The sequence below is a fragment of the Catenulispora acidiphila DSM 44928 genome (assembly GCF_000024025.1).
GTDB lineage: Bacteria > Actinomycetota > Actinomycetes > Streptomycetales > Catenulisporaceae > Catenulispora > Catenulispora acidiphila.
Genome location: NC_013131.1, coordinates 4,766,480 through 4,787,249 on the forward strand (window position 1 = coordinate 4,766,480; position 20,770 = coordinate 4,787,249).

The following is a 20,770-nucleotide window of genomic DNA, read 5'->3' on the forward strand; positions in this document are numbered from 1 at the left end:
ATCCCCCTCAGCCGATCTCGTAGCGGAAGTCGGCAGGCCGCTCGCGCTCCCGGCCGACCATGAGGATCAGCAGCGGCGCCTCGTCGGTGCCCTCGAGCCCTAGCTCCTCGACGTAGGCGGGGTTGTCGAAGCCCAGCGCCGCGCCGCAGCCGAGCCCGAGCCCGGCCGAGGCCAGGTAGACCGCCTGCGCGATCGCGCCGACCACGGCGTTCACGAGGCGGTACCCGCGGTCGCCGACGCTGTCGTACAGCGCGTCGGCGCGCACGGACGGCACGATCACCGCACCGGCCTCTTCGAGGTTGTAGTTCTCCAGGAAGTACGTCGGCTGCAGGAAGTCCGCAGGCGATCTGTCCGTCACGCGCAGCAGGCGGTTCGCGGCGGGGTCGTACTCATAGGCAGCCGGCGCGACACCACGGACGTGGTTGACGAAGACGTAGAACTTGGCCAGCTCCAGCCCGCGCTCCGGTTCGGCGACGTCGCACGCGAACGCGGCGGCTTGCGAGGCGGCCGCCAGGATCGCGGCCAGCTCGGCGCCGGTGGTCGGGACCGCGCCGCTGAACCGGCCGAAACTGCTGCGGCGTGCCCGGAACGCCTGCCGGGCCGGCGCCGGCGGCAGGGGTTCGGGCAGGTCCACGACCGGACGGTCCTCCGGCGGCCGGTGCGCGGCAGCCGGATCCAGCGCCGGCGGTTCGGGCCGGGGCGCGGGCGTCATCGTGGCCTGATGGACCGCGATGTTCAGGTCGAAGGTGCGCACGCGGCGTGACCGCTCCTGCTCGCTGAGACGGACTCGAGGCGGGTACTCGGGATTCTCGCCTGTCTTTACCACTGGCCCGGTCCAGGGCAGCGGCACGACCGCGAAGACGCCCTCCTGCTCCGGCGGTACCCCGAGCAGGTCCCCGAGGCGCCGGTCGTCGAACCAGAACGCCGGGGTCAGGTGCAGACCATGGTCCGCCAGGAACATCTGCCAGCTCTGCAGAATCGTCCCGACGTCCATCGTGACGGCGTGGTAGCAGAAGTTCTGGTACTTGAAGGCGTTCTGCCAGAACTTCAGACCGAGCACCAGGAACTGGTCGGTGTCGGTGGGCACGGACTGCGGTGCGTCTCCCAACGCGGCACGGATCTCAGCCGTCACATCGCCGGTGAGCAGCCGGCGCATCTCGTGATGCGGCGGCGAGTAGTGGTAGAGCCCGGGCAGCACCGGGCCGCGCGCGCCGGAAGCCCAATAAACGCTCACCGGATACAAGCCGCCGCCGGAAGCGGTACCGCGCCACCAGTTGGCGTCGGCGTAGTCCGGCAGCGTGACCAGGTCGTTGTTGGCGTGCGGAGCCAGACGGCGCCCGAGGTAGCCGTAGGAGTGACGGAGCATGTCCGCCAGCAGCGGGACCGAGAAGCCGCCGGGCTGGTCGCCGCGCTGGTTGCCGGACTGGTCGCCAGCCGGATCGGGCGTCGGCACCGATTCCATCGGCAGCGGCAGCCGTTCGGCGTCCGGGTAGTACTTCAGATGCCGGGGCTTGTCGCCCCAGTCCGGTTCCAAGCCGATCGGCTCCATCGGCACCCGGGCCCGGTTCATCACCGTGCGCAGATAGTCGTGGGCGGTGCCCATGAGGAGGTCTCCTAACTGTCCTGCGAACGCTTCAGGGGAAGGGGTGCGGAGCGGGGTTCGGCGTCGTGGCGCCGGTGAGGGCGTGCAGGCGCGGCATCAGCGGCGCGCGCTGCCGGGTCCAGCCGAAGTCGATCGGCACGAGCCCCGGCACGATCACGCCGACCGTGGACAGACCCAGGCGGCGCTGTTCGGGCGCGGTCTGGTCGACGACGATCGTGTCGAAGCCCGCCGCCGTGACGTGCCCGACGCATGCGGCGAGGTCTTCGCGCAGGTCGCCGGTACGCGGCGGCGCTTCACCGAACGCCTGCTTCAGCGGCAGTAGAGCGGCGCGCGGCGCGTCGAGCAGGAAGGAGGCATACTGCGCCATCTCCGGCAGTCCGTAGAGCCGGGAGTGGTCGTGCAGCCCGATGACCTGCGTGAAATCGGCTGCCATCGCCCGCAGCTCGGCTTCGTCGCGCTCGGCTCGGCGCCGGGCGTGCAGCGCGTCGGTGGCGATCTCGGCCAGCCCGGCGGCCAGCGCCTCCTCCGGGTCGAGGGCGGCGCCCGCGCCGAAGCACAACGCGCCCAGACCTGGGGTGCGGCGTACCGCGACCGCGGTGATGACCGGGACCGGGAACGCCAGGCGGGTGTCGAAGAACCTTGCTTCGTACCCGTACATCGCCAGGCGCTCGACGAGATGTCTGGTCTCGGCGTGCTCGCTGGTGCGGGGATCGAGCTCGGGCAAGCTCTGGCGTCCGAACCACGTCAGTAGGAACGCGTCGCGTTCGATCAGCTCCAGCAGTCCGGACAGGACGGCTTCGGCGACGGAGCCTCCAGAGGCACAGCCGTTCGAGCACTGCTGCACGAAGCGCTCGGCGTGCGGCTCGCAGTGGTAGTAGCTCATGACGAGCGGGACCAGGATCTCGCGGTCGTCCCGCAGCGAGTACCCGCGGACCCAAGGGATCTTGCGGTCCGTGGCGAACGCCTTGGTCTCAGGGTCCTGTTCGTAGAACTCCGGCGCGTACATGCCGCAGTCGCGCGGATCGAGCGCCGGCACGGTGAGGTCGTCGAAAGCGGCGACCAGCGGCGGTTCCTGGCCGCGCGGACGCAGCCCGGCGTAGCGCTCGAAGCCCTCCAGGACCCCGGTTCGCAGGCTTCGACGATAGGTGTCGCGATGCCCGCCCCAGAACACCTCGTACAGCCGGCCGCCCGCGCGCTCGGCGATGACGCCGAGGACCGAGGACGTGGTCGGCAGGTCCAGCTCCTCGATCTTCACCTGTCCCAGCACCCCGCACACCGGGTTGACCAGCGCGTCGGCCGGCAGGTCGAAGGCGTCGGCGTCCCGGACCCGGGACGAGCCGGGCTTGGAGCGCGGAGCCGGCGGCAGATCGGCGATCGGTGTCCAGGCGGTCTGGTTGGCGCGACCGGTCTGGTTGTCGCAACTGGCGTGGCTGCGGCAGTCCGGGCAGTCCGGATCGGCCATTACCTGGGTTCGCAGGATCCTGGCTTCGACAAGATCGAGTTGGTAGACGAAGGGCTCTGCGGTGCTCGATCCGGTGCTCGGCGCCTCGTCGATCAAGTGCAGGAGCAGCGCGGCGGTCGCGTCGAGCGCGAAGTCGGTGAGCTGCGGCGGCATTCCGGCGGCGTGCGTGGGACCGCCGATCTCCAGCGCGTCGCGGACCAGGGGGTCCCGGATCCGCTGCCAGCGCCGGGCCAGGCAGCGTGCGCAGGACTGCTCGCCGAGCGGTCCGGCGATGATGTGGCGTCCGGTGAAGTGGAGCGGGATCGAGCTGTTGTCCATGCCGCTGCTGGTTTCGGGGGCGGAGATCGGGCCGTCCAACTCGTCCCGCACGCCGAGCGGCGCGACGACGGCGTCCAAGCCGGTCCGCTGCCGCAGCCCTTCTTCGAAGCGGGCGCAGGCGGACGCCCACGGGAGCACGGACACCTCAGCGCCGTCCGGTGAGCAGGACGCGGACCACGGTGATCCCCGCACGGGACAGGTCGTCCGAGCCGATCGGCGCCGCGTAGGCGTCCCGGTCGGCACGGCGCAGGGCGTCGAGGGCGTCGGGCCAGGCCGAGGCGGCGTCCAGTGAAGGGCGGATGTCGCCTTCGACCGGCAGTGCGAAGGGATCCAGGGCCCTGATGAGCGGATCGCCGCCGTCCACCGGCACGCCGGGTTCCTGGCGTCCCAGCTGGACGCGTCCGACGAGGTCGCACAACGCTTCGCGGGCCGCGCGCCGCCACGCGACGTCGGCGCTGATCGCCCACACCGGCCGGTCCTGCGCCTCGTCGTGCGCGCGGGCGGCGAGCACGTGGACGCCGGAGTCCGGATCGCTCAGGTCGAGCAGTTCGACGCCGAGGTCCAGGTTCGAGGCGGACTCGGCGAGGAAGCGGAGTTCGGCGTCATCGTCCAGTCCGGGGAGTTTGACACGCGCCGCCGGGCGGTCGTGGCTCAGGACACTGCGAAGCGCGTCCAGGCTCAGCGCCGTGGACAGGGCACGCCCCAGGGCTTCGGCGGTCGAGCGACCCGCACCGGTACCTGCGGCTGTCCGCAGGTAGACGCCGTCGCGGTTGGCGGGACCGAAGGTGCGCACGGCTCCCGCCGGGACCAAGACCTCCGTCCCGGACAGCAAAGACAGGGCCTTGATACGTTCGGTGGTGTCGGCGGGGATGCCGCTGCCCGAGGCGATCGCCAGATCTGTTGCCTCGACACGGATCGGTGCGTCGTCTGTGGCAAGGCGGGGCGGAACCACGTGCTCGGCGTAGATCTCGGCGGCACGGTGCAGTGCGGACAGGCGCGCGCCGACGACGTGGTGGACGTCGAAGGCGGTGACGGCGCGGCGCTTCGTGTGGTCGAGCCCGAGACGGATCCGCGCCGCCTTGACCGGCAGCTGGGTGATCGTGTCGTCGTCGAACGCGGTGAACACGCCGACGGACGGCCGGACCAGCACCGAGCGCGCGGTCAGCTCGTCGTACATCTCGTCGGCCTGGTCGGCGTCGGCGACCGTGGTGGCGCGCGGCGACTCCGGCTCGACGGCTTCGAGGGCTTCGACAGACTCAGCGGTCTCAGTGGATTCGATGGACTCACCGGTCTGCGAGCAGTAGGGACAGCGCGGATGCGGCGACAGCGGCTCGGTGGTGCAGTCCATCGAGTCCAGGTCCTGGACGATGACCTGCTCCTCGGTCTCCGGCGGCAGCGCCCCGGTGGTCAGCCGGAAGACCTCGAAGGCCAACAGGTTGCCGAGCATCGCGGCCAGCGGACGGCTCGGCGCCGAGGTGGTGGCCGACGGCACGATCAAGCTGCTCCACATGTCCGCCGCCGGTCCGGGCGGCTGGTTGGCGCCGAAGCGCAGCGCCGCGCAGACCCAGCAGCCGGGGCGGGCGCCGCGGGTCAGCGGTCCGACCAGCGCGCGGTCGCCGACGACCGCGAGCGGCAGCAGGCTGACGCCCTCGGGCACGCCGGCCGCCAGCAGCGCTGTGGTCTGGCGGATGCCGGAAGTCGTGACCACCACGTCGTAGCCGCGCAGGTCCTCCCACGTCACCTCGCCTTCCGGCAGCGGCAGCAGCCTCACCGCGCAGCCGGCGGCGGCCAGCTGCTCGACCTCCGCCGAGAGCTGGACCGAACCGGAGGCGGCCACGGAACCGGCCGCGCCGCCGCGCACCGCGACCGCTTCGGCGCCGTTGCGGATCAGGCTCAGCACGCACCACTGCGCGACAGCATCGTCGCCGAGCACTGCGACGTGCGCGGTGCGGAAGCGCAGGAAGCGCTCCACGGCTTGCCCGGCGTAGTGGTCCACGTAGTTGATCTGCGCGGCGAAACGCTCGGCGACGGCGGGCGGCAGGCGTGGCGCGTCCGCCTGCTCCGGCGGGACGTCGCGGGCGAAACCCCGCTCCAGCATCGCGGTGACCAGCTCGGCGACCATGCCGCGCGGTCCGTCTCCCAGGCCGTCGCAGAGTTCGGCGACGCTGTGCCGACCGGTCAGGCGCGGCACGATCGCGCAGGCGAAGCGGTAGGCCGATGCCGACGCGAGGTGGAACCCGGCGTGGGAGTTGTGGAAGAGCACGCCGGTGGGCGTGCGGGTGTAGAGCACGTCCTGCTTGACTCGCGGGCGGGTGCCGGAGACCTGATCGTAGGCGGTGGTCACAGCACTTCTCCTATTCGGATGCGCGATTCGGCCCAGGGCCGCGGGGTCAGTTCCTCGCCGCGCAGGATCGCCAGCTCCAGTTGCTGGAGCGGTCGCCCGGGGAAGACCCCGAGCTCCTCGCCGAGGTAGTCCTTGATGCTGCGGTACTCCCACAGCGCGTCCGCCTGGCGCCCGGTGCGGTACAGCGCCTCCATCAGCTGCTCGCGGAAGCGTTCGCACGCCGGGTAGGCGCGCGTGGCCGAACGCAGGTCGGCCAGGATGTCGCGGTGGCGTCCCAGCCCCAGCTCGACGTCGAAGCGGCGCTCGGCGGTGCGCAGCCACTCCTCCTCCAGCACCGGGACCTCGTCGCGGTGCAGCGCCTCGGACTGGACGTTGGCCAGCGGTCCGCCCTGCCACAGCGCCAGGGCTCTGCGAAGGTGGCGCAGCTCGGCTTCGGGCTGCTCGGCGCTTCCGGCGGCGGCGGTCAGCTCCCGGAATTCGGCCAGGTCCAGCGTCGCGGCGGTGACCGGCAGCCGGTAGCCGCCGGGCAGGGTCTGGATGATGGTGTCGTCGGCGCCGAACTTCCGGAATATCCGGCGCAGCCGAAGAATGTAGGCCTGCAGGGTCGCTTTCGTGGTGTCGGCGGCGTTCTCGCCCCACACCGCGTTTTGCAGATAGTCGACCGGTACGACTCTGTTGGGCCGCAGAAGCATCGCCGCCAGAAGGGACACCGGTTTCGCCGTCGGCAGGATCACCGTCTGCGCGCCGTCGTCGATGCTTACCGGCCCGAGCACGGTGAAGCGCACGGTGATCCGGTCAGGTCGATCGCTCATGGCAGCAATCCTCAGTGGCCTGAGGTGCCCGCATCAAGGCTGCTGACGTGCAGGAAGGTGTCAGTTCTCTGCGGTGCTCGCAGGTTGCTGCAGATATGCGGAGTGACAGTGGACGCCGGCATTCGGCAGCGCGATGGTCTTCCTGCACAGGAACGCCGATTCCATTACCCAGAAGGCAGGTTGCCGATGCGCAGAATTGTCACCGTGCTGGCTTCGTCGGCTGCGGCGGTCAGCGTCGCCGCCGTGTTGGCGGGCACCGCGATCGCCGGGTCCGCGGCCGTCGCCGACAAGGCGAAGACCCAGGCACCGGCGCCGGCGCCGAGCTCCCCGACGTTCGGGGGCTTCGGCGGCGGCTCGTTCGGGGGAGGGGGCTCGAGCGGCAGCTGGTAGGCGGACGGCTGCGCTCGGGCGGGAGGTACGTACGTGGCGCGCGGGCCGGCCACGTACGTACCACGGGTGCCGGGATGTGCGAGGTACGTGGGTACTGCGTGGCGAACTCCGTGCTGGACCGGATGTGGGGCGGTCGGCCGCGGGCCGAGAATCCTCGCGGACGCAGGCCGGGATGGCGGCCCGCTGAGCACGAGGAGAACCCCATGACCACCTCCACCGTGACCGAACAACTGATATCGCTGGCCGAGCAGGCGCGGCACTGGCAGGACACCCTGGTCCGGGCGACCGCCGAGATCGCGGCGCTGACCACGCCGCCGCGCGGTGACGCCACTGAGCCCGACACTGCGGGGGTGCGTACGGCGCTCGCCACGCTCGCGGGGACCGCCGGCCAGACCGCGTGGCTGCGCTCCGGAACCCCTGTTCCGCACCGGGACGGAGACGTGGTTGCCGAGGCGTTGCTGCGTCCGGGAGATCGGGTACGGGCTTTGCTCAGCGTCGCCGAGCCGCAGGACGCGGTCGGGAGCGCGGCGCCGTGTTGGGCGAATTCGAAGGCTGAGATCCACGCGGTCGGCTGCGCGCCCTCGGCGTCCGCGCTGCCGGAAACACTGCCGGCGTACGATCTCGTCCTCGCCGACCGCCGCGTCGCCATGGTGATCAGCGCCGAGGCGGACGGGTCGTTGCGCGCGTACACCGTGATCGAGCCGGTCGTGGCGATCCTGGGCACGGTCTGGGACGCGATGTGGGCGCGATCGCTGCCGCTGGCTTCGGCGCTGCGTATGGATGTCGTGGCGCGGGACGACGTGAAGGCGGCGATCCTGGGCTACCTGGAAGCGGGCGCGAAGGACGAGGTCATCGCGCGCGCCTTGGGGATGTCGCTGCGGACGTGCCGCCGCCATATCGCCGAGCTGCTTGCCGCGGCGGGTTCGGTGAGTAGGTATCAGGCGGCGTCACGGTTCGCCCGCGCCGGGCTGTGTTCGGTGCAGTGACGTCGGTCGAGGCTGCCACCTGATCGATATCCCTTTGCGGAGATCCGCCGAGCCGGTCAGGATCTTGCCATGACGACCTCTGCCCGCGATGGCCGGGCCGGCATCGATGCTTCCCTGGTCAAGCGCCTGATCTCGGCGCAGTTCCCGCACTGGTCGCAGCTGCCGGTGACCCCGGTGGAGTTCGACGGCTGGGACAACCGGACCTATCGGCTCGGCAGCGACATGACCGTGCGCCTGCCGACCGCCGCCGGCTACGTCGCGGGCGTCGCGAAGGAGAACGAGTGGCTGCCGCGGCTCGCCCCGCACCTGCCGCTGCCGATCCCGCAGGTGCTCGGCGCAGGTGTGCCGGGGGAGGGCTACCCGCATCCGTGGTCGATCCGGAACTGGCTGCCGGGCAGCACGCTGGAGTTCCAGGACCTGGCCGATCCCGTTGAGTTTGCTACCGATCTGGCCGCGTTCCTCCGTGCACTGCAGAACTGCGACACCACCGGCGGCCCGCTCGCAGGCGCCCACAGCTTCTACCGAGGCACGTCGCCTGCCTACTACGACGCCGAAACCCGCGACTGTCTGGCTGATCTCGAGGGACGCATCGACGTCGGCCGCGCCACCGAGGTCTGGGAAGCCGCCGTGAAGTCCGCATGGCACGGCGCGCCGGTCTGGTTCCACGGCGACATTGCCACCGGCAACCTGCTCGTCCAGAACGGACGGCTGTCCGCGGTGATCGACTTCGGCACGAGCGGTGTCGGCGACCCGGCGTGCGACCTCGTGATCACCTGGGTGACGCTCACCGGCGCCGCACGGGAGGCGTTCCGCGCCGCGGTCGCGCAGGACGCCGGGACGTGGGCACGGGCTCGCGGCTGGGGACTGTGGAAGGCGATGCTCCAGCTCAGCGGCAGGTCCCACACGCACCCGGATCAGGCTCCTGAAATCGAGCGGGTCATCAATGCCATCCTCGACGACCACGATCTGCACAGCTGAGGACATTTTTCGGCTCGGTGCAGGGAAGGCCCAGGACTGGACCTGCCCAGCTGACCGCCGAACCGGAGATCTGATGACCGCTCTGCCCCGCTCCGCGCCCTCGACGCAGGACACTGACGCCCACGGCATCGTCGCCTTCCTCGACGCGATCGACGGTCTGGACGGGACCGAGCCGCACAGCGTCATGCTGCTGCGGCACGGCCAGGTGATCGCGGAGGGCTGGTGGACGCCGTATCGCCGGGACGAGGTGAAGCAGCTCTACTCGCTGAGCAAGAGCTTCACCTCCACCGCGGCCGGATTCGCTTGGGCGGAAAAGCTTTTGGACCTCGACGCCCCGGTCGTTTCCTACTTCCCGGAGCTGGACGCGGAGGTCACCGATCCGCGCAGCCGGTCGATCCTGGTGCGGCATGTCGCGACCATGTCCGCCGGGCACACCAGCGAGCAGTGGAACCGCGCGGTGGAGACGGACTACGACGATCCTGTGCGCGGCTTCCTGCTCGACCCGCCGGACGGCACGCCGGGCGTCACCTTCGCCTACAGCCAGTCGACCACGTACGTGCTCGGCGCGATCATCCAGCGCGTCACCGGCAGCTCGCTGCTGGAGTACCTACGGCCGCGCCTGTTCGATCCGCTGGGGATCGGCGAGGCGTTCTGGCTGCAACACCCGCCGGGACGCGACATCGGCTTCGCCGGACTGCACGTCACCACCGACGCGATCGCGCGCCTCGGTCAGCTGTACCTGCGCGGCGGGGTGTGGGAGGGGCATCAGTTGCTGGCGCCGGAGTGGGTCGCCGAAGCCACGCGCGCTCAGGTCGACAACAGCAACTGGGGCGGACCGACCTCCGATTGGGCACAGGGGTACGGCTTCCAGTTCTGGATCGCGCGCCACGGCTATCGCGGCGACGGAGCCTATGGGCAGTTCTGTGTGATCCTGCCCGAGCACGATGTGGTCCTGGCTTGGACCGGCGAGAGCGACGACATGCAAGCGGTGCTCGACGCGGCGTGGACGCACCTGCTGCCGGCTTTCGCCCGCGAGGGCTCGGCGGCTGCGGATGCGGCGCTGGCACAACGGTTGACCGGGCTTGAGCTGCCGTTCCCGGACGTTGACGAGGTCGCCGACGGCGAGTTCACCATTGCCGTCTCGGCTTTGCGAAAGCTCGAGCGGATCAGCCTCACGGCGAGGGAACTGACGCTGCACGAGCAGGACGGCGTCAGCACGAGACTGCCTCTGATCACCGGCGCCTGGCCGCCGCCGACGGGGAACCTGACGGCGCGTGCGACGCGGACCGATGCGGATACGGTGACGGTGCACCTGCAGTTCACGCAGGCGCCGCACAAGCTCGTCATCACGGGCGATCTGCGCACCAACACCTTCACAGCCGTGTGGCGCACGGTCCCGCTGATGAGCCGTTCGATCACCGCGCTGTCGGCGATCGCCGATCCTGCGGGGCGGGACAGTTTGTGGCCGCGCAAAAGCTGATGCGGCGCCGACTGGGGAGTCGGCGCCGCGGGTGTCAGACCTCTGTTATCAGCTCGCTGTGCACACTGGAGTCGGTGCCGGGTTGGTCCCGTTGTAGCTCGCCTGGAATCCGAACGACGTCGTGCCTCCCGGCGCGACCACCGCGTCGGAGCTCACCGCGGTGAACGTCTCGCTCTGCCCGCTGTGGGCTTCGGTGGCGTTCCAGGCGTTGCTGACCTGCTGGCCGCCCGGCCACGTCCAGGTGACCTTCCAGCTGTGGGTCGCCGCGGTTCCGGAGTTGGTGATCGTGACCGCGGCGGTGAAGCCGTTGTTCCACTGGTTCGACACCGTGTACGCCGCGGTGCAGCCGGCGTTGCTGCCGCCGCCCTGCGTCGTCGCGGACACCGCGGCCGAGGCCGCCGACAGGTTGCCGGCTGCGTCGTACGCCTTGACCGTGTAGGTGTACGCGGTCGAGGGTGTCAGTCCACTGTCGGTGAACGTCGTGCCCGCCGACGTTCCGGCGAGGGTGCTGCCCCGGTAGATGTCATAGCCGGTGACGCCGACGTTGTCGGTCGAGGCGGTCCAGGACAGCGCTACCGAGCTGGAGGTGGTGACGGTCGCCGCCACGTTGGTCGGCGCGGTCGGCGGCGAGCTGTCGCCTCCGCCTCCGCCGCCCCCGCCGCCGAAGGCCGGTGCCTTGATCGAGGTCAAATAGCCGTCCTTGACGGTGTCCACCGAGTTCCAGTCGTCCTTCAGGATGCCGCCGGTGTCACCGGAGTCCGGGTTCCAGGACCAGAACGTCCACTGGTAGGAGTCGCCGCCGTAGGTGCTGGTCGGACGCAGGTAGGAGACCAGCGTCTTGAGCCAGACCTGGTCGGTCGTGGCGGACAGCGTCGTGCCGAACTCGCCGACCCACACGGGGGCGATGTTCTGGTTGAACAGGTAGCCCCAGTTCTTGTCCCAGATCCCGGCCATGTTGGAGGGGAAGCTCGGGTCGGTGAACCACGGCTGGCTGGCCACGCTGGTGGCGTAGTCGTGGGCCGAGTAGACGACCCGGTTGGCCACCGACAGCTGCACCGGATACTGCCCGGCGCCCTGTAGGTTGCCGCCCCACCAGTAGGAGCTGCCGTTGAAGGTCTGAACACCCTCGACGAAGATCAACAGGCTGGGGTTGACGGACAGCACCGCGTTGCCGCCGCGCTCGGCGGCCAGCCGCCAGTCGATCGTGGTGTCCCCGCAGCCCCAGCACGCCGGGTCGTGCGGCTCGTTGTGCAGGTCGATCCCGACCACCGCCGGGTTGCCCTGGTAGCGCGTGGCGATGGCTTTCAGGTCGTTGATCCACGTCGATTCCGGGACTGTGGAGGTGTACCACAGCGCCGACTGCCCGCCGGCGTCCGGACGGTGGCGGTCCAAAATCACCTTCAGGCCGATCGAGCCGGCGTAGTCCACGATCTTGTCCATCACCTGCAGCGAGGTCAGACCCTGCAGGTCGGTGTTCATCTGGTAGAAGTTGATGCTGTTCGGCATCGTGCCGGGCTTGAAGATGTCGTCGCTGTAGGGCAGCCGGATCGTGTTGTAGCCCAGCGATTTCATCTGGTCCATCATCGACTTGTAGTCCCGGCTCCACAGGCCGTGGACGACGTCGTTGCTGGTCTCGAAGCCGAACCAGTTGACGCCGGCGATGCGGACCGGCTGGTTGGCCGAGTCCAGGATCTCCCGGCCGCTGGTGTGCCAGTATCCGGCGCCTGCCGCCGCTGTCGCGGCCGGGGCGGTGCCGGTGGTGCCGGCGGTGGCGGCGGTGGTGTGGGCGGCGGCGGCATCGGTGCGCGCGGTGGCCGGCTGCGCGGCCACCCCGGCGAAGGTCATGACCGACGCCGCGATCAACGCCGCGGCCATACGCCGTCCCGACAAACTTCGAAGCCTGATTCGGCGCATGACGACTCCCGTCGAGTGGTTCGTGGTCTGTGGCCTGTGCCGTTCACTACAGGGCACGAACATGGCCACGGCAACCGACGGGCTGCGCCGCGATTCCGCGTACGGGACAAAACTGCCCGTCAACAGCGGTGAATCCGCCGAATCCGCGCTTCGCCGCCGTCGAAACTTTCATCGACGGCGGAAGCCTTGACGGGCCGCACCGCCAAGCCTAAGCTCCCACAGCATCTCATATATGAGATCTGACGAACTCTTCTGGAGCCTCGATGTCCGATCTGGCCCTGTCGTCCCCCACGGGACCGCAACCCGGCGCACTGCCGTCCCGCACCGAAGCGGTGCTGGAAGCCGTCAAGCACGCCATCCTGACCGGCGAGCTGAAGCCCGGGCAGCCGCTGGTCGAGATCGAGCTGGCGGCCAAACTCGGGGTGTCGAAGACGCCGGTGCGCGAAGCGCTGAAGACGCTGGCGGGAACCGGGCTGGTCATCATGAGCCCTTACAAGGGCGGCGCGGTACGGGAGATGGACCGCTCCCACGCGCGTTGCATCTACGACATGCGGCTGCTGCTGGAACCCGTGGCGGCCGGCCGGACCGTCGCCGCCCGGGGCGACTGGTCGGCGGCGCGGCGTGCGTTGGAGGCGGCGGACAAGGCAGCCGACGCAGCCGAGCGTTCGTTGGCCAACCGCGTGTTCCACCGCGAGATGTACCTCGGCTGCGGCAACGCCTTGCTGGTACGGACGTTGGACGATCTGCGCGACCAGACCGCGCTGGTGTCGGCGGCGGCGTGGGCCCAGCGTCCCTCCTGGGAGCGGGAGGCGGCCGAGCACCGGGCGATCCTGGCGGCCGCCGAGCATGGGGACAGCGATGAGGCAAGGAACCTGATGCGCAGTCATATCAGCTCGTTCGTGGCGCGCAACTTCCCCGAGAACGAAGCCTGAGACACCGGGGATGACCCCACGAGAGGAGCAGATATCCATGACCACCGCACCTGATGACGTCACAGCGTCTGAGGAGGTGACTGCCTCGTCGCTGGCGGATTTGCGAGCCCGGCTGGCGACGGTGGTGGCCATCCCGGTCACCCCCTTCACGCCGGACGGTGATGTGGACTGGGGCGGGCACGCCACCGTGATCCGCCGCCTGGTCGACGACGGTGTGCAGGCTGTGACGCCCAACGGGAACACCGGTGAGTTCTATACGCTCAGCGAGCCGGAGAAGCGGCGGGCGGTGGAGTCCACGGTCGAGGCGGTGGACGGTCGCGCCGAGGTCGTGGCGGGCGTCGGACTGGACATGGCGAGCGCGGTGGACGCCGCACAGCACGCGGCGCGCGTCGGCGCCAGTGCCCTGATGATCCATCAGCCGGTGCATCCTTACCGCTCCGCCGAGGGGTGGATCGAATACCACCGGGTGATCGCCGATGCGGTTCCCAGGCTCGGCGTCATCCTTTATGTCCGTGACGAGCGCGTTGCCGGAGAGCACATAGCCACGCTGGCTCGGCGCAGTCCGAACGTGATCGGGGTCAAGTACGCGGTTCCGGATCCGGTGCGATTCGCCTCCGTGGCGCGCGATGCCGGGCTTGAAACGTTCGCGTGGATCGCAGGGCTCGCCGAACTGTCCGCTCCGGGCTATTGGGCGGTCGGGGCGAGCGGGTTCACGTCCGGACTGGTCAACGTCGCGCCCCGGTTGTCGGCGGCGATGCTGGACGCGCTGCGGGGCGGTGACTTCGCCAAGTCGATGCTGCTGTGGGAGACGGTGCGCGAGTTCGAGGAACTGCGCGCCGCCGATGCCAGCGCCGACAACGTCAGCGTGGTGAAGGAGGCGTTGGCGCAGCTCGGGTTCATCGACCGCGACGTGCGGCCGCCGTCCCGGACGCTGCCGCAGGCGCTGCGGGACCGGATCACCGTCGTGCTCGAGCAGTGGCGGGTCGGGGGATGGCTGTGAGCGCGCCGCAGCTGCGCAGCGCCGCCTGGTTCGGCGAGGGTGCGACCGGCGGCCACCTGCGTGCCTTCAGCCACCGCTCGCGGATGCGGCAGCTCGGCTACCTGCCCGAAGAACACCTGGGCAAGCCGGTCATCGCGATCCTGAATACGTGGTCTGACATCAATCCCTGCCACATGCACCTGCGGGAGCGTGCCGAGCAGGTCAAGCGCGGGGTGTGGCAGGCCGGCGGGTTCCCGCTGGAGTTCCCGGTGTCGACGCTGTCCGAGACGTTCCAGAAGCCCACGCCGATGCTGTACCGGAACCTGCTGGCGATGGAGACCGAGGAACTGCTGCGGTCCTACCCGGTGGACGGCGCGGTGCTCATGGGCGGCTGCGACAAGACGACGCCGGCGTTGCTGATGGGCGCGGCCAGTGCTGGGTTTCCGGCCTTGTTCGTACCTGCCGGACCAATGCTGCGGGGACACCACCGGGGCAAGACGCTCGGCAGCGGGACGGACCTGTTCGCGTACTTCGACGAGTACCGCGCCGGCCGCGTGGGGGAGTGCGAGATGGCCGAGGTCGAGGGCGGTTTGGCGCGCTCGCCGGGGCACTGCATGACGATGGGCACGGCGTCGACCATGACCGCGTGCGCTGAGGCGCTGGGTATGGCGCTGCCCGGTGCTTCGTCGATTCCCGCGGTCGACTCCGCGCACCACCGGATGGCAGCCGCCTCCGGGATGCGTGCGGTCGCGATCGCGCTGGAGGGCGTGACGCCTCAGCAGGTGATGACGCGCGAGGCGTTCGAGGACGCGGCGGCGACGGTGCTCACCCTCAGCGGGTCCACCAATGCCCTGATTCACCTGATCGCGATGGCCGGGCGGCTGGGCGTCGAGCTGCGGCTGGACGACTTCGACGCGATCGGGGAACGCGTCCCGGTGCTGGCCGATGTCCGGCCGGTCGGCAGGTTCCTGATGGAGGACTTCTATTACGCGGGTGGTCTCAGGGCCCTGTTGCGCGAGCTCTCCGAGGTCCCCGGGGTGCTGCATCCGGACCGGCCGACGGTAGCCGGGGTCCCGTTCGGCGAGTACTACGCCGACAGCCAGACCCACGACCCCGAGGTGATCCGTACACCGGCGAACCCGGTCGCGGACCACGGCGGTGTCGCCGTCCTGCGCGGCAACCTCGCGCCGAACGGCGCGGTGATCAAGCACCTGGCCGCCGAACCGCACCTGCTCACGCACAGCGGACCGGCGGTCGTCTTCGACTCCTACGCCGACCTGCAAGCCCGCATCGACGACGAATCCCTCGCCATCACCGAGGACACCGTCCTGGTCCTGCGCGGCGCGGGCCCACTCGGCGGACCCGGCATGCCGGAGTACGGAATGCTCCCGATCCCCGCCTACCTGCTGAAGCAGGGCGTCAAGGACATGGTCCGCATCTCCGACGCCCGCATGAGCGGCACCAGCTACGGAACCTGCGTGCTCCACATAGCGCCGGAATCCCACGCCGGCGGCCCCCTGGCCCTGGTCCGCACCGGCGACACGATCACCCTCGACGTCCCAGCCCGCACCCTCCACCTCGAGGTCGACGACACCGAACTAGCCCGCCGCCAAGCAGCCTGGCAGCCACCGGCACCCCCCTTCGAACGCGGCTACGGCTCCCTCTACGCCGCCCACATCACCCAAGCCGACCAAGGCTGCGACTTCGACTTCCTCGCCCGCCCCGGCACGAACCCGCTGCCGGATCCGCACTGACGCACAGCAGCGCGATCGCACAGCCGCACAATCACGCAGCCGCACCACGCTGGACCCGCGCGATCGCACCAGATCAGCACACGAACACCGACCAGCATCCGCAACCAGCACCTGCACGCCGCACACCGAGCAGACCTCGAACACTGATTCAGCGCCGCAGAGCACCTGAGCAGTACCAGCACACCGCACCTGAGCAGCACCGCGCACCGAGCAACACTCGCACCACGCTCACCGAGCAGAACTCGAACACTGAGTCAGGACCAAGGCACCGAGCAGCACCCGCAGAGCGCCTGAGCAGCACCGCACACCGCGCAACACTCGCACCACGATCTTCGAGCACCACCCGCACAACCGCACCTGAGCAGCACCGCGCACTGAGCAGCACTCGCACCACGATCTTCGAGCACCACCAGCACAACCGCACTTGAGCTTCCGCGCATCGCACACCGCACGCCGTACGCGCACCACTTCACGGTCGCCGCCTCGGGCCCGGTTTCCGCCCGTCGGCCTCCGCAGCATCGCCTCGTCGCACTTCGGCGGCGTCGGCTTCTGACACTCACCAAGCGAAGGACACTCCTATGTCCGCTATGTCCGTGCGCAAAGACGCCATGTCTCGTCGTACTCTGCTGGGCTCGTTGGCGGTGGGCGCTGCCGCCGCGCCCTTGGTCTCCGCGTGCGGGGCGCCGGGGTCTTCGGGTGCTGCCAAGGCGGCGCCGCCTAGTACGTTGGCGAGCACGCCGTCCAAGCCGGTGTCGTTGAACATTCTGGATGTGGCTGGGAATCTGCAGCTCACGCAGCCGATTCTGGATGCCTTCAAGGCTCAGCATCCGCAGATCGTCTCGGGCATCACCACCAGTACCGGTACCGCGCCGGAGTTGGCGCCGAAGGTGCAGGCGCAGCAGCAGGGCGGGAATGTGCAGATCGATCTGGTGCTGACCGGGACCGACGGGTTGGCCGCCGGGATCGAGAAGCAGCTCTGGTACAACCTCAAGCCCTACTACGACACCTTCTTCCCCGGGCTGATGGCCAACTACAACCCGGCTGCCGCCTCCATGGCCTCGCTGGCTCAGGACCAGGGCATCGAGCTGGTCGTCACGCCCTCCGGGCCGCTGCTGGAGTATGACCCGGCCAAGGTCGCCACGCCGCCGACGACGCCGGACGCGCTGCTGGCGTGGGCGCAGGCGCATCCCGGCAAGTTCCAGTACGCGCAGCCGCGCAACTCCGGTCCGGGGCGGACGTTCCTGATGGGGCTGCCGTATCTGCTCGGCGACTCCGACCCGAGCGATCCGACCAATGGCTGGGCCAAGACCTGGGACTACCTGGCGCAGCTGGGCAAGTACGCGGCGAGCTATCCGACGAAGACCTCTGCGACGATGACCGCGATCGCGCAGGGTACCGCCTGGATGATCGCCTCCACCGCCGGCTGGTACATCAACCCGCGGGCCACCGGGACCGTCCCGGCGGGGATCAAGGTCGTCAAGTTCGACAACCTGACCTGGGTCAGCGACGCGCAGTTCGGCGTCATCCCCAAGGGCATCCCGGCCGACCACCTGACCGCGGTGCTGCGGCTGCTGGCCTTCGCGCTGACGCCGGAGCAGCAGGCGGTGACGTACGACCAGGGCTACTTCTACCCCGGCCCGGCGGTGAAGGGCGTGACCCTCGCGCAGGCGCCGGCCGCCTCGCAGCAGGTCGTGCAGAAGTTCGGCGACCCCGACTTCGACACCTGGACCTCCTCCGGGCCGATCCGCAACTCGCTGCCCGCCCAGGCGCAGGTCACCGCGTTCGACTTGTGGGACAAGAAGATCGGCGCGGCGAAGTGACGATGACCGCCGCGACCTCTGCCTCCCCACCCTCGCCGCGCGCCTCCGCGCCGCGCCGGCCCGACTCCCAGCTGGGCCGGCTGAGCCTGCGCGGCGTCAGCCGGGCCTACGGCGCCCACACCGCGCTGCACCCGCTGGACCTGGACATCACCGGCGGCGAGTTCATCGCGCTGCTCGGACCCTCCGGCTGCGGCAAGACCACGGCGCTGAACTGCCTGGCCGGACTGCTGCCGCTGACCGCCGGCGAGATCGAGTTGGACGGCCGCCGCGTCGACACGCTGCCGCCGGAGAAGCGCGGCTTCGGCATGGTGTTCCAGAACTACGCGCTGTTCCCGCACCTGACCGTGCGCGCGAACGTCGCCTTCGGCCTGAAGATGCGCGGCGTGGCCAAAGCAGAGATCGAACGCCGCGTCGCCGAGGTGCTGAGCCTGGTCCAGCTCAGCGAGCACGCCGCCAAGCACCCGGCGCAGCTGTCCGGCGGCCAGCAGCAGCGGGTCGCGATCGCCCGCGCCATCGTGACCGAGCCGGCGCTGGTGCTGATGGACGAGCCGTTGTCGAACCTGGACGCGGCCCTGCGCCTGACGATGCGCGGCGAGATCCGGCGCATCCACCAGGACTTCGGGCTGACCACGGTGTACGTCACGCACGACCAGGAAGAAGCGCTGTCGCTGGCAGACCGGCTCGTCGTGCTGCACGACGGGCGCGTCAGCCAGATCGGCACGCCGGCCGAGCTGTACGAGCGCCCGGCCGATCCGCACGTCGCGGCGTTCATGGGGTATCGCAACCTTCTGCCGCTGCGGGTCAGCTCGGTCGACGGCTCGACGGTGGTCGCCGAGGGCGACGGGCTGCGCGTGGTCGGCACGGCGGCCGGCGAGCCGCTGCTGGTCGGGCAGGACGCCCTGGTCGCGATCCGGCCGGAGGACTTGCGACCGGCAGCCGAGGGCGAGAGCGCCGTCGGCGAGGCGGTCGCGGAGATCGTCGAGTACCACGGCCGCGTGCTGCACGTGGAGGCGGCGACCGCCGAGGGCCGGCGGCTGCACCTCAAGGCGCACGAGTCGGTACGCCCCGGCGATCGGCTGCGGGTCGCCGTGGACGCCGAGCGGGCTCTGGTCTTCCGGTCTGAGGGAGCGTTGCTCCTGGAGGTAGAGACAGAGGCTGCAGGCGTTACGGCACAAGGCGAACCGGAGGCGCAGGCCTCATGACCGCCGCCACGACCACCCCGACAGCCACTCCTTCCAGCCCACCGAAACGACCCGCGCTGCGTCACCGCCTCGCCGAACGCGGCGTGGACCGCACGCTGCTCCTGGTGCTGCCCGGAGCACTCGCGCTGCTCGCACTGTTCTGCTACCCGTTCCTGTACGGCTTGCAGCTCTCGTTCCAACCAACGCACGGCGGCGTCCTGGGCGACTACCAGAAGTTCTTCAGCGACCCGTTCTCCCGCAAGTCGATCTGGGCGACGTTCTCGCTGGCGATCCCGGCCTCGCTGATCAACGTCGGCGCCTCCATCCCGATCTCCTACCGGATGCGGCGCGACTTCCGCGGCAAGCGGATCATGCTCGCGGTGCTGGTCGTGCCGATCACCCTCGGCACGGTGCTGACCGCCGAGGGCATCCTGGAGTTCTTCGGCCCGGCCGGCTGGTTCAACAGGACCCTGCATCTGCTGGGACTGGCCGCCTCGCCGATGAAGCTGACGATGAACTACACCGGCGTGCTGCTCTCGCTGATCATCAGCGGCTTCCCGTTCGCCTACCTGCTGACGCACTCCTACCTCTCCGGAATCCACCCCAGTCTGGAGAAGGCCGCCGCCACCCTCGGTGCCGGCTGGTGGCAGCGCTTCCGCCACATCACCTTGCCGCTGCTGCTCCCCGGCCTGCTGACCACCTTCAGCCTGACCTTCGTCATGGCCTTCGCCGTCTTCCCCTCCGCCCTCATGGTCGGCGACCCCGACGGCCACACCCACGTCATCTCCATCGAGGCCTACGAGGCCGCGCTGGAACGCTTCGACTACGCGCAGGGCTGCGCCGACGCCATGATCATGACGGTCCTGATGCTGGCGGTGATCGGCGCGCTGGCCGCGGCCCGGTCCCGCATGTACCGGGGCGCGACGGGAGGTAAGGGATGAGCGCCTCGACCGCAGCGGTGGCCGACGCCGTGGACACCGCCGCCGCGGGCCGCCGCCGTCTGGCGCTGCGCCCCGGTACGTGGGTCACCTGGGGAGTGCTGACGTTCTTCCTGCTGAACCTCACCGGGGTGATCGCCACGGTGCTGCTGAACTCCTTCGGCAGCCGGTGGTTCGACTCCTGGCTGCCCGGCGGCTGGACCAGCCACTGGTACTCCGACGCGTGGAAGGAGTTCAGCCTCGGGCGGGTCCTGGGCGTCACGCTGGAGGTGACGCTGCTGGTCGTCGCGATCTCGCTGATCCTCGGCGTGCCGGCCGCCTACGCACTGGCGCGGCGGGACTTCCCCGGCAAAAGGGCGCTGAACCTGCTGTTCGTGCTGCCGATCCTGGTACCGCCGATCGCCTACGGCATCCCGCTGGCGACCATGCTCTACAAGGTCCACCTGGCCGGGACGCTGACCGGCGTGGTGCTGGCGAACCTGGTGCCCTCGATCCCGTTCGTGGTGTTCACCATGACGCCGTTCATCGAGCAGATCGATCCCCGGATCGAGGCGGCGGCGCGCGTGTGCGGCGCGAAAACGCCGACCGTGCTGGGACGGATCCTGGCGCCGCTGCTGCTGCCGGGGATGCTGGCCGCCGGGATCTTGGTGCTGGTGCGCACGTTCGGCATGTTCGAGTTGACCTTCCTCACCTCCGGGCCGACCAGCCAGACGCTGGTGGTGACCCTGTTCTCGGCCGTGAACTCCGCCGGCATCCGCTCGACGCAGTCGATCGACGCCATGGCCGTCGTCTACACCGGCTCGATGGCGGTGCTGCTGCTGATCGCGCTGCGCTTCGTGAATCCGACCCAGCTGGTCGCGCGGTCCGCGGACTGAGGAA

The 20,770-nt window shown here is 69.9% G+C and carries 16 protein-coding genes; 11 read left to right on the forward strand and 5 right to left on the reverse strand.

All coding sequences use genetic code 11. The features are described 5' to 3' along the window. Positions 1-7 precede the first annotated feature (7 nt). From CACI_RS20810 to CACI_RS20825, 4 genes are read right to left on the reverse strand one after another with little or no spacing between them, the layout of a single operon-like run. On the reverse strand, positions 8-1,603 hold the full coding sequence (locus tag CACI_RS20810) for a nitroreductase family protein (RefSeq protein ID WP_015792799.1): 1,596 nt from the start codon (positions 1,601-1,603) through the stop codon (positions 8-10). A gap of 31 nt (positions 1,604-1,634) precedes the next feature. Beyond that, positions 1,635-3,527 (reverse strand): TOMM precursor leader peptide-binding protein, encoded by a 1,893-nt coding sequence (locus CACI_RS20815; protein WP_085953861.1) that lies wholly within the window; start codon positions 3,525-3,527, stop codon positions 1,635-1,637. A gap of 1 nt (position 3,528) precedes the next feature. Continuing rightward, entirely contained in the window at positions 3,529-5,727 is a 2,199-nt protein-coding gene (locus tag CACI_RS20820) for a TOMM precursor leader peptide-binding protein (protein ID WP_015792801.1), read from the reverse strand. Then, complete coding sequence (locus tag CACI_RS20825; protein WP_015792802.1) at positions 5,724-6,539, reverse strand: AfsR/SARP family transcriptional regulator; 816 nt, start codon at positions 6,537-6,539, stop codon at positions 5,724-5,726. The genes CACI_RS20820 and CACI_RS20825 overlap by 4 nt, the downstream gene beginning before the upstream one ends. 186 nt (positions 6,540-6,725) lie before the next feature. Between CACI_RS20825 and CACI_RS20830 the strand changes: the two genes are divergently transcribed. The 4 genes from CACI_RS20830 (at position 6,726) to CACI_RS20845 (ending at position 10,373) form a co-directional block, all read left to right on the forward strand. Then, the gene (locus CACI_RS20830; protein WP_015792803.1) at positions 6,726-6,929 is read left to right on the forward strand and encodes a hypothetical protein; all 204 of its coding nucleotides are present in this window, start codon (positions 6,726-6,728) and stop codon (positions 6,927-6,929) included. 203 nt (positions 6,930-7,132) lie between these two features. Beyond that, on the forward strand, positions 7,133-7,915 hold the full coding sequence (locus tag CACI_RS45880) for a response regulator receiver protein (RefSeq protein ID WP_015792804.1): 783 nt from the start codon (positions 7,133-7,135) through the stop codon (positions 7,913-7,915). A gap of 69 nt (positions 7,916-7,984) precedes the next feature. Next, positions 7,985-8,893, forward strand: coding sequence for an aminoglycoside phosphotransferase family protein (locus CACI_RS20840; RefSeq protein WP_015792805.1), 909 nt, complete (start codon positions 7,985-7,987; stop codon positions 8,891-8,893). Positions 8,894-8,966: 73 nt separating this feature from the next. Further along, a complete protein-coding gene (locus CACI_RS20845; RefSeq protein WP_041540376.1) occupies positions 8,967-10,373 on the forward strand; it encodes a serine hydrolase domain-containing protein in 1,407 nt (468 codons plus the stop codon). Between the two features lie 48 nt (positions 10,374-10,421). Here CACI_RS20845 and CACI_RS53895 read toward each other — a convergent pair whose 3' ends face one another. Next, complete coding sequence (locus CACI_RS53895; RefSeq protein WP_015792807.1) at positions 10,422-12,248, reverse strand: cellulase family glycosylhydrolase; 1,827 nt, start codon at positions 12,246-12,248, stop codon at positions 10,422-10,424. 302 nt (positions 12,249-12,550) lie between these two features. Here CACI_RS53895 and CACI_RS20855 point away from each other — a divergent pair, with 302 nt between their 5' ends. The 7 genes from CACI_RS20855 to CACI_RS20885 all read left to right on the forward strand — a co-directional run bounded on the left by CACI_RS20855 (position 12,551) and on the right by CACI_RS20885 (position 20,766). Continuing rightward, the gene (locus CACI_RS20855; protein ID WP_015792808.1) at positions 12,551-13,219 is read left to right on the forward strand and encodes a GntR family transcriptional regulator; all 669 of its coding nucleotides are present in this window, start codon (positions 12,551-12,553) and stop codon (positions 13,217-13,219) included. A gap of 37 nt (positions 13,220-13,256) precedes the next feature. Continuing rightward, a complete protein-coding gene (locus CACI_RS20860; RefSeq protein WP_015792809.1) occupies positions 13,257-14,219 on the forward strand; it encodes a dihydrodipicolinate synthase family protein in 963 nt (320 codons plus the stop codon). Continuing rightward, positions 14,210-15,952 (forward strand): L-arabinonate dehydratase, encoded by a 1,743-nt coding sequence (gene araD, locus CACI_RS20865; RefSeq protein WP_015792810.1) that lies wholly within the window; start codon positions 14,210-14,212, stop codon positions 15,950-15,952. The genes CACI_RS20860 and araD overlap by 10 nt, the downstream gene beginning before the upstream one ends. A 578-nt stretch (positions 15,953-16,530) precedes the next feature. Further along, on the forward strand, positions 16,531-17,772 hold the full coding sequence (locus CACI_RS20870) for an extracellular solute-binding protein (RefSeq protein WP_015792811.1): 1,242 nt from the start codon (positions 16,531-16,533) through the stop codon (positions 17,770-17,772). Positions 17,773-17,774: 2 nt separating this feature from the next. Next, positions 17,775-18,974 carry an ABC transporter ATP-binding protein gene (locus tag CACI_RS20875; RefSeq protein ID WP_015792812.1) on the forward strand — a complete coding sequence of 400 codons (1,200 nt, stop codon included), beginning with the start codon at positions 17,775-17,777 and terminating at the stop codon, positions 18,972-18,974. After that, the gene (locus CACI_RS20880) at positions 18,971-19,894 is read left to right on the forward strand and encodes an ABC transporter permease (protein ID WP_015792813.1); all 924 of its coding nucleotides are present in this window, start codon (positions 18,971-18,973) and stop codon (positions 19,892-19,894) included. The genes CACI_RS20875 and CACI_RS20880 overlap by 4 nt, the downstream gene beginning before the upstream one ends. Then, entirely contained in the window at positions 19,891-20,766 is an 876-nt protein-coding gene (locus tag CACI_RS20885; RefSeq protein ID WP_015792814.1) for an ABC transporter permease, read from the forward strand. Before CACI_RS20880 ends, CACI_RS20885 begins: the two co-directional genes overlap by 4 nt. The last annotated feature ends 4 nt before the right edge of the window (positions 20,767-20,770 follow it).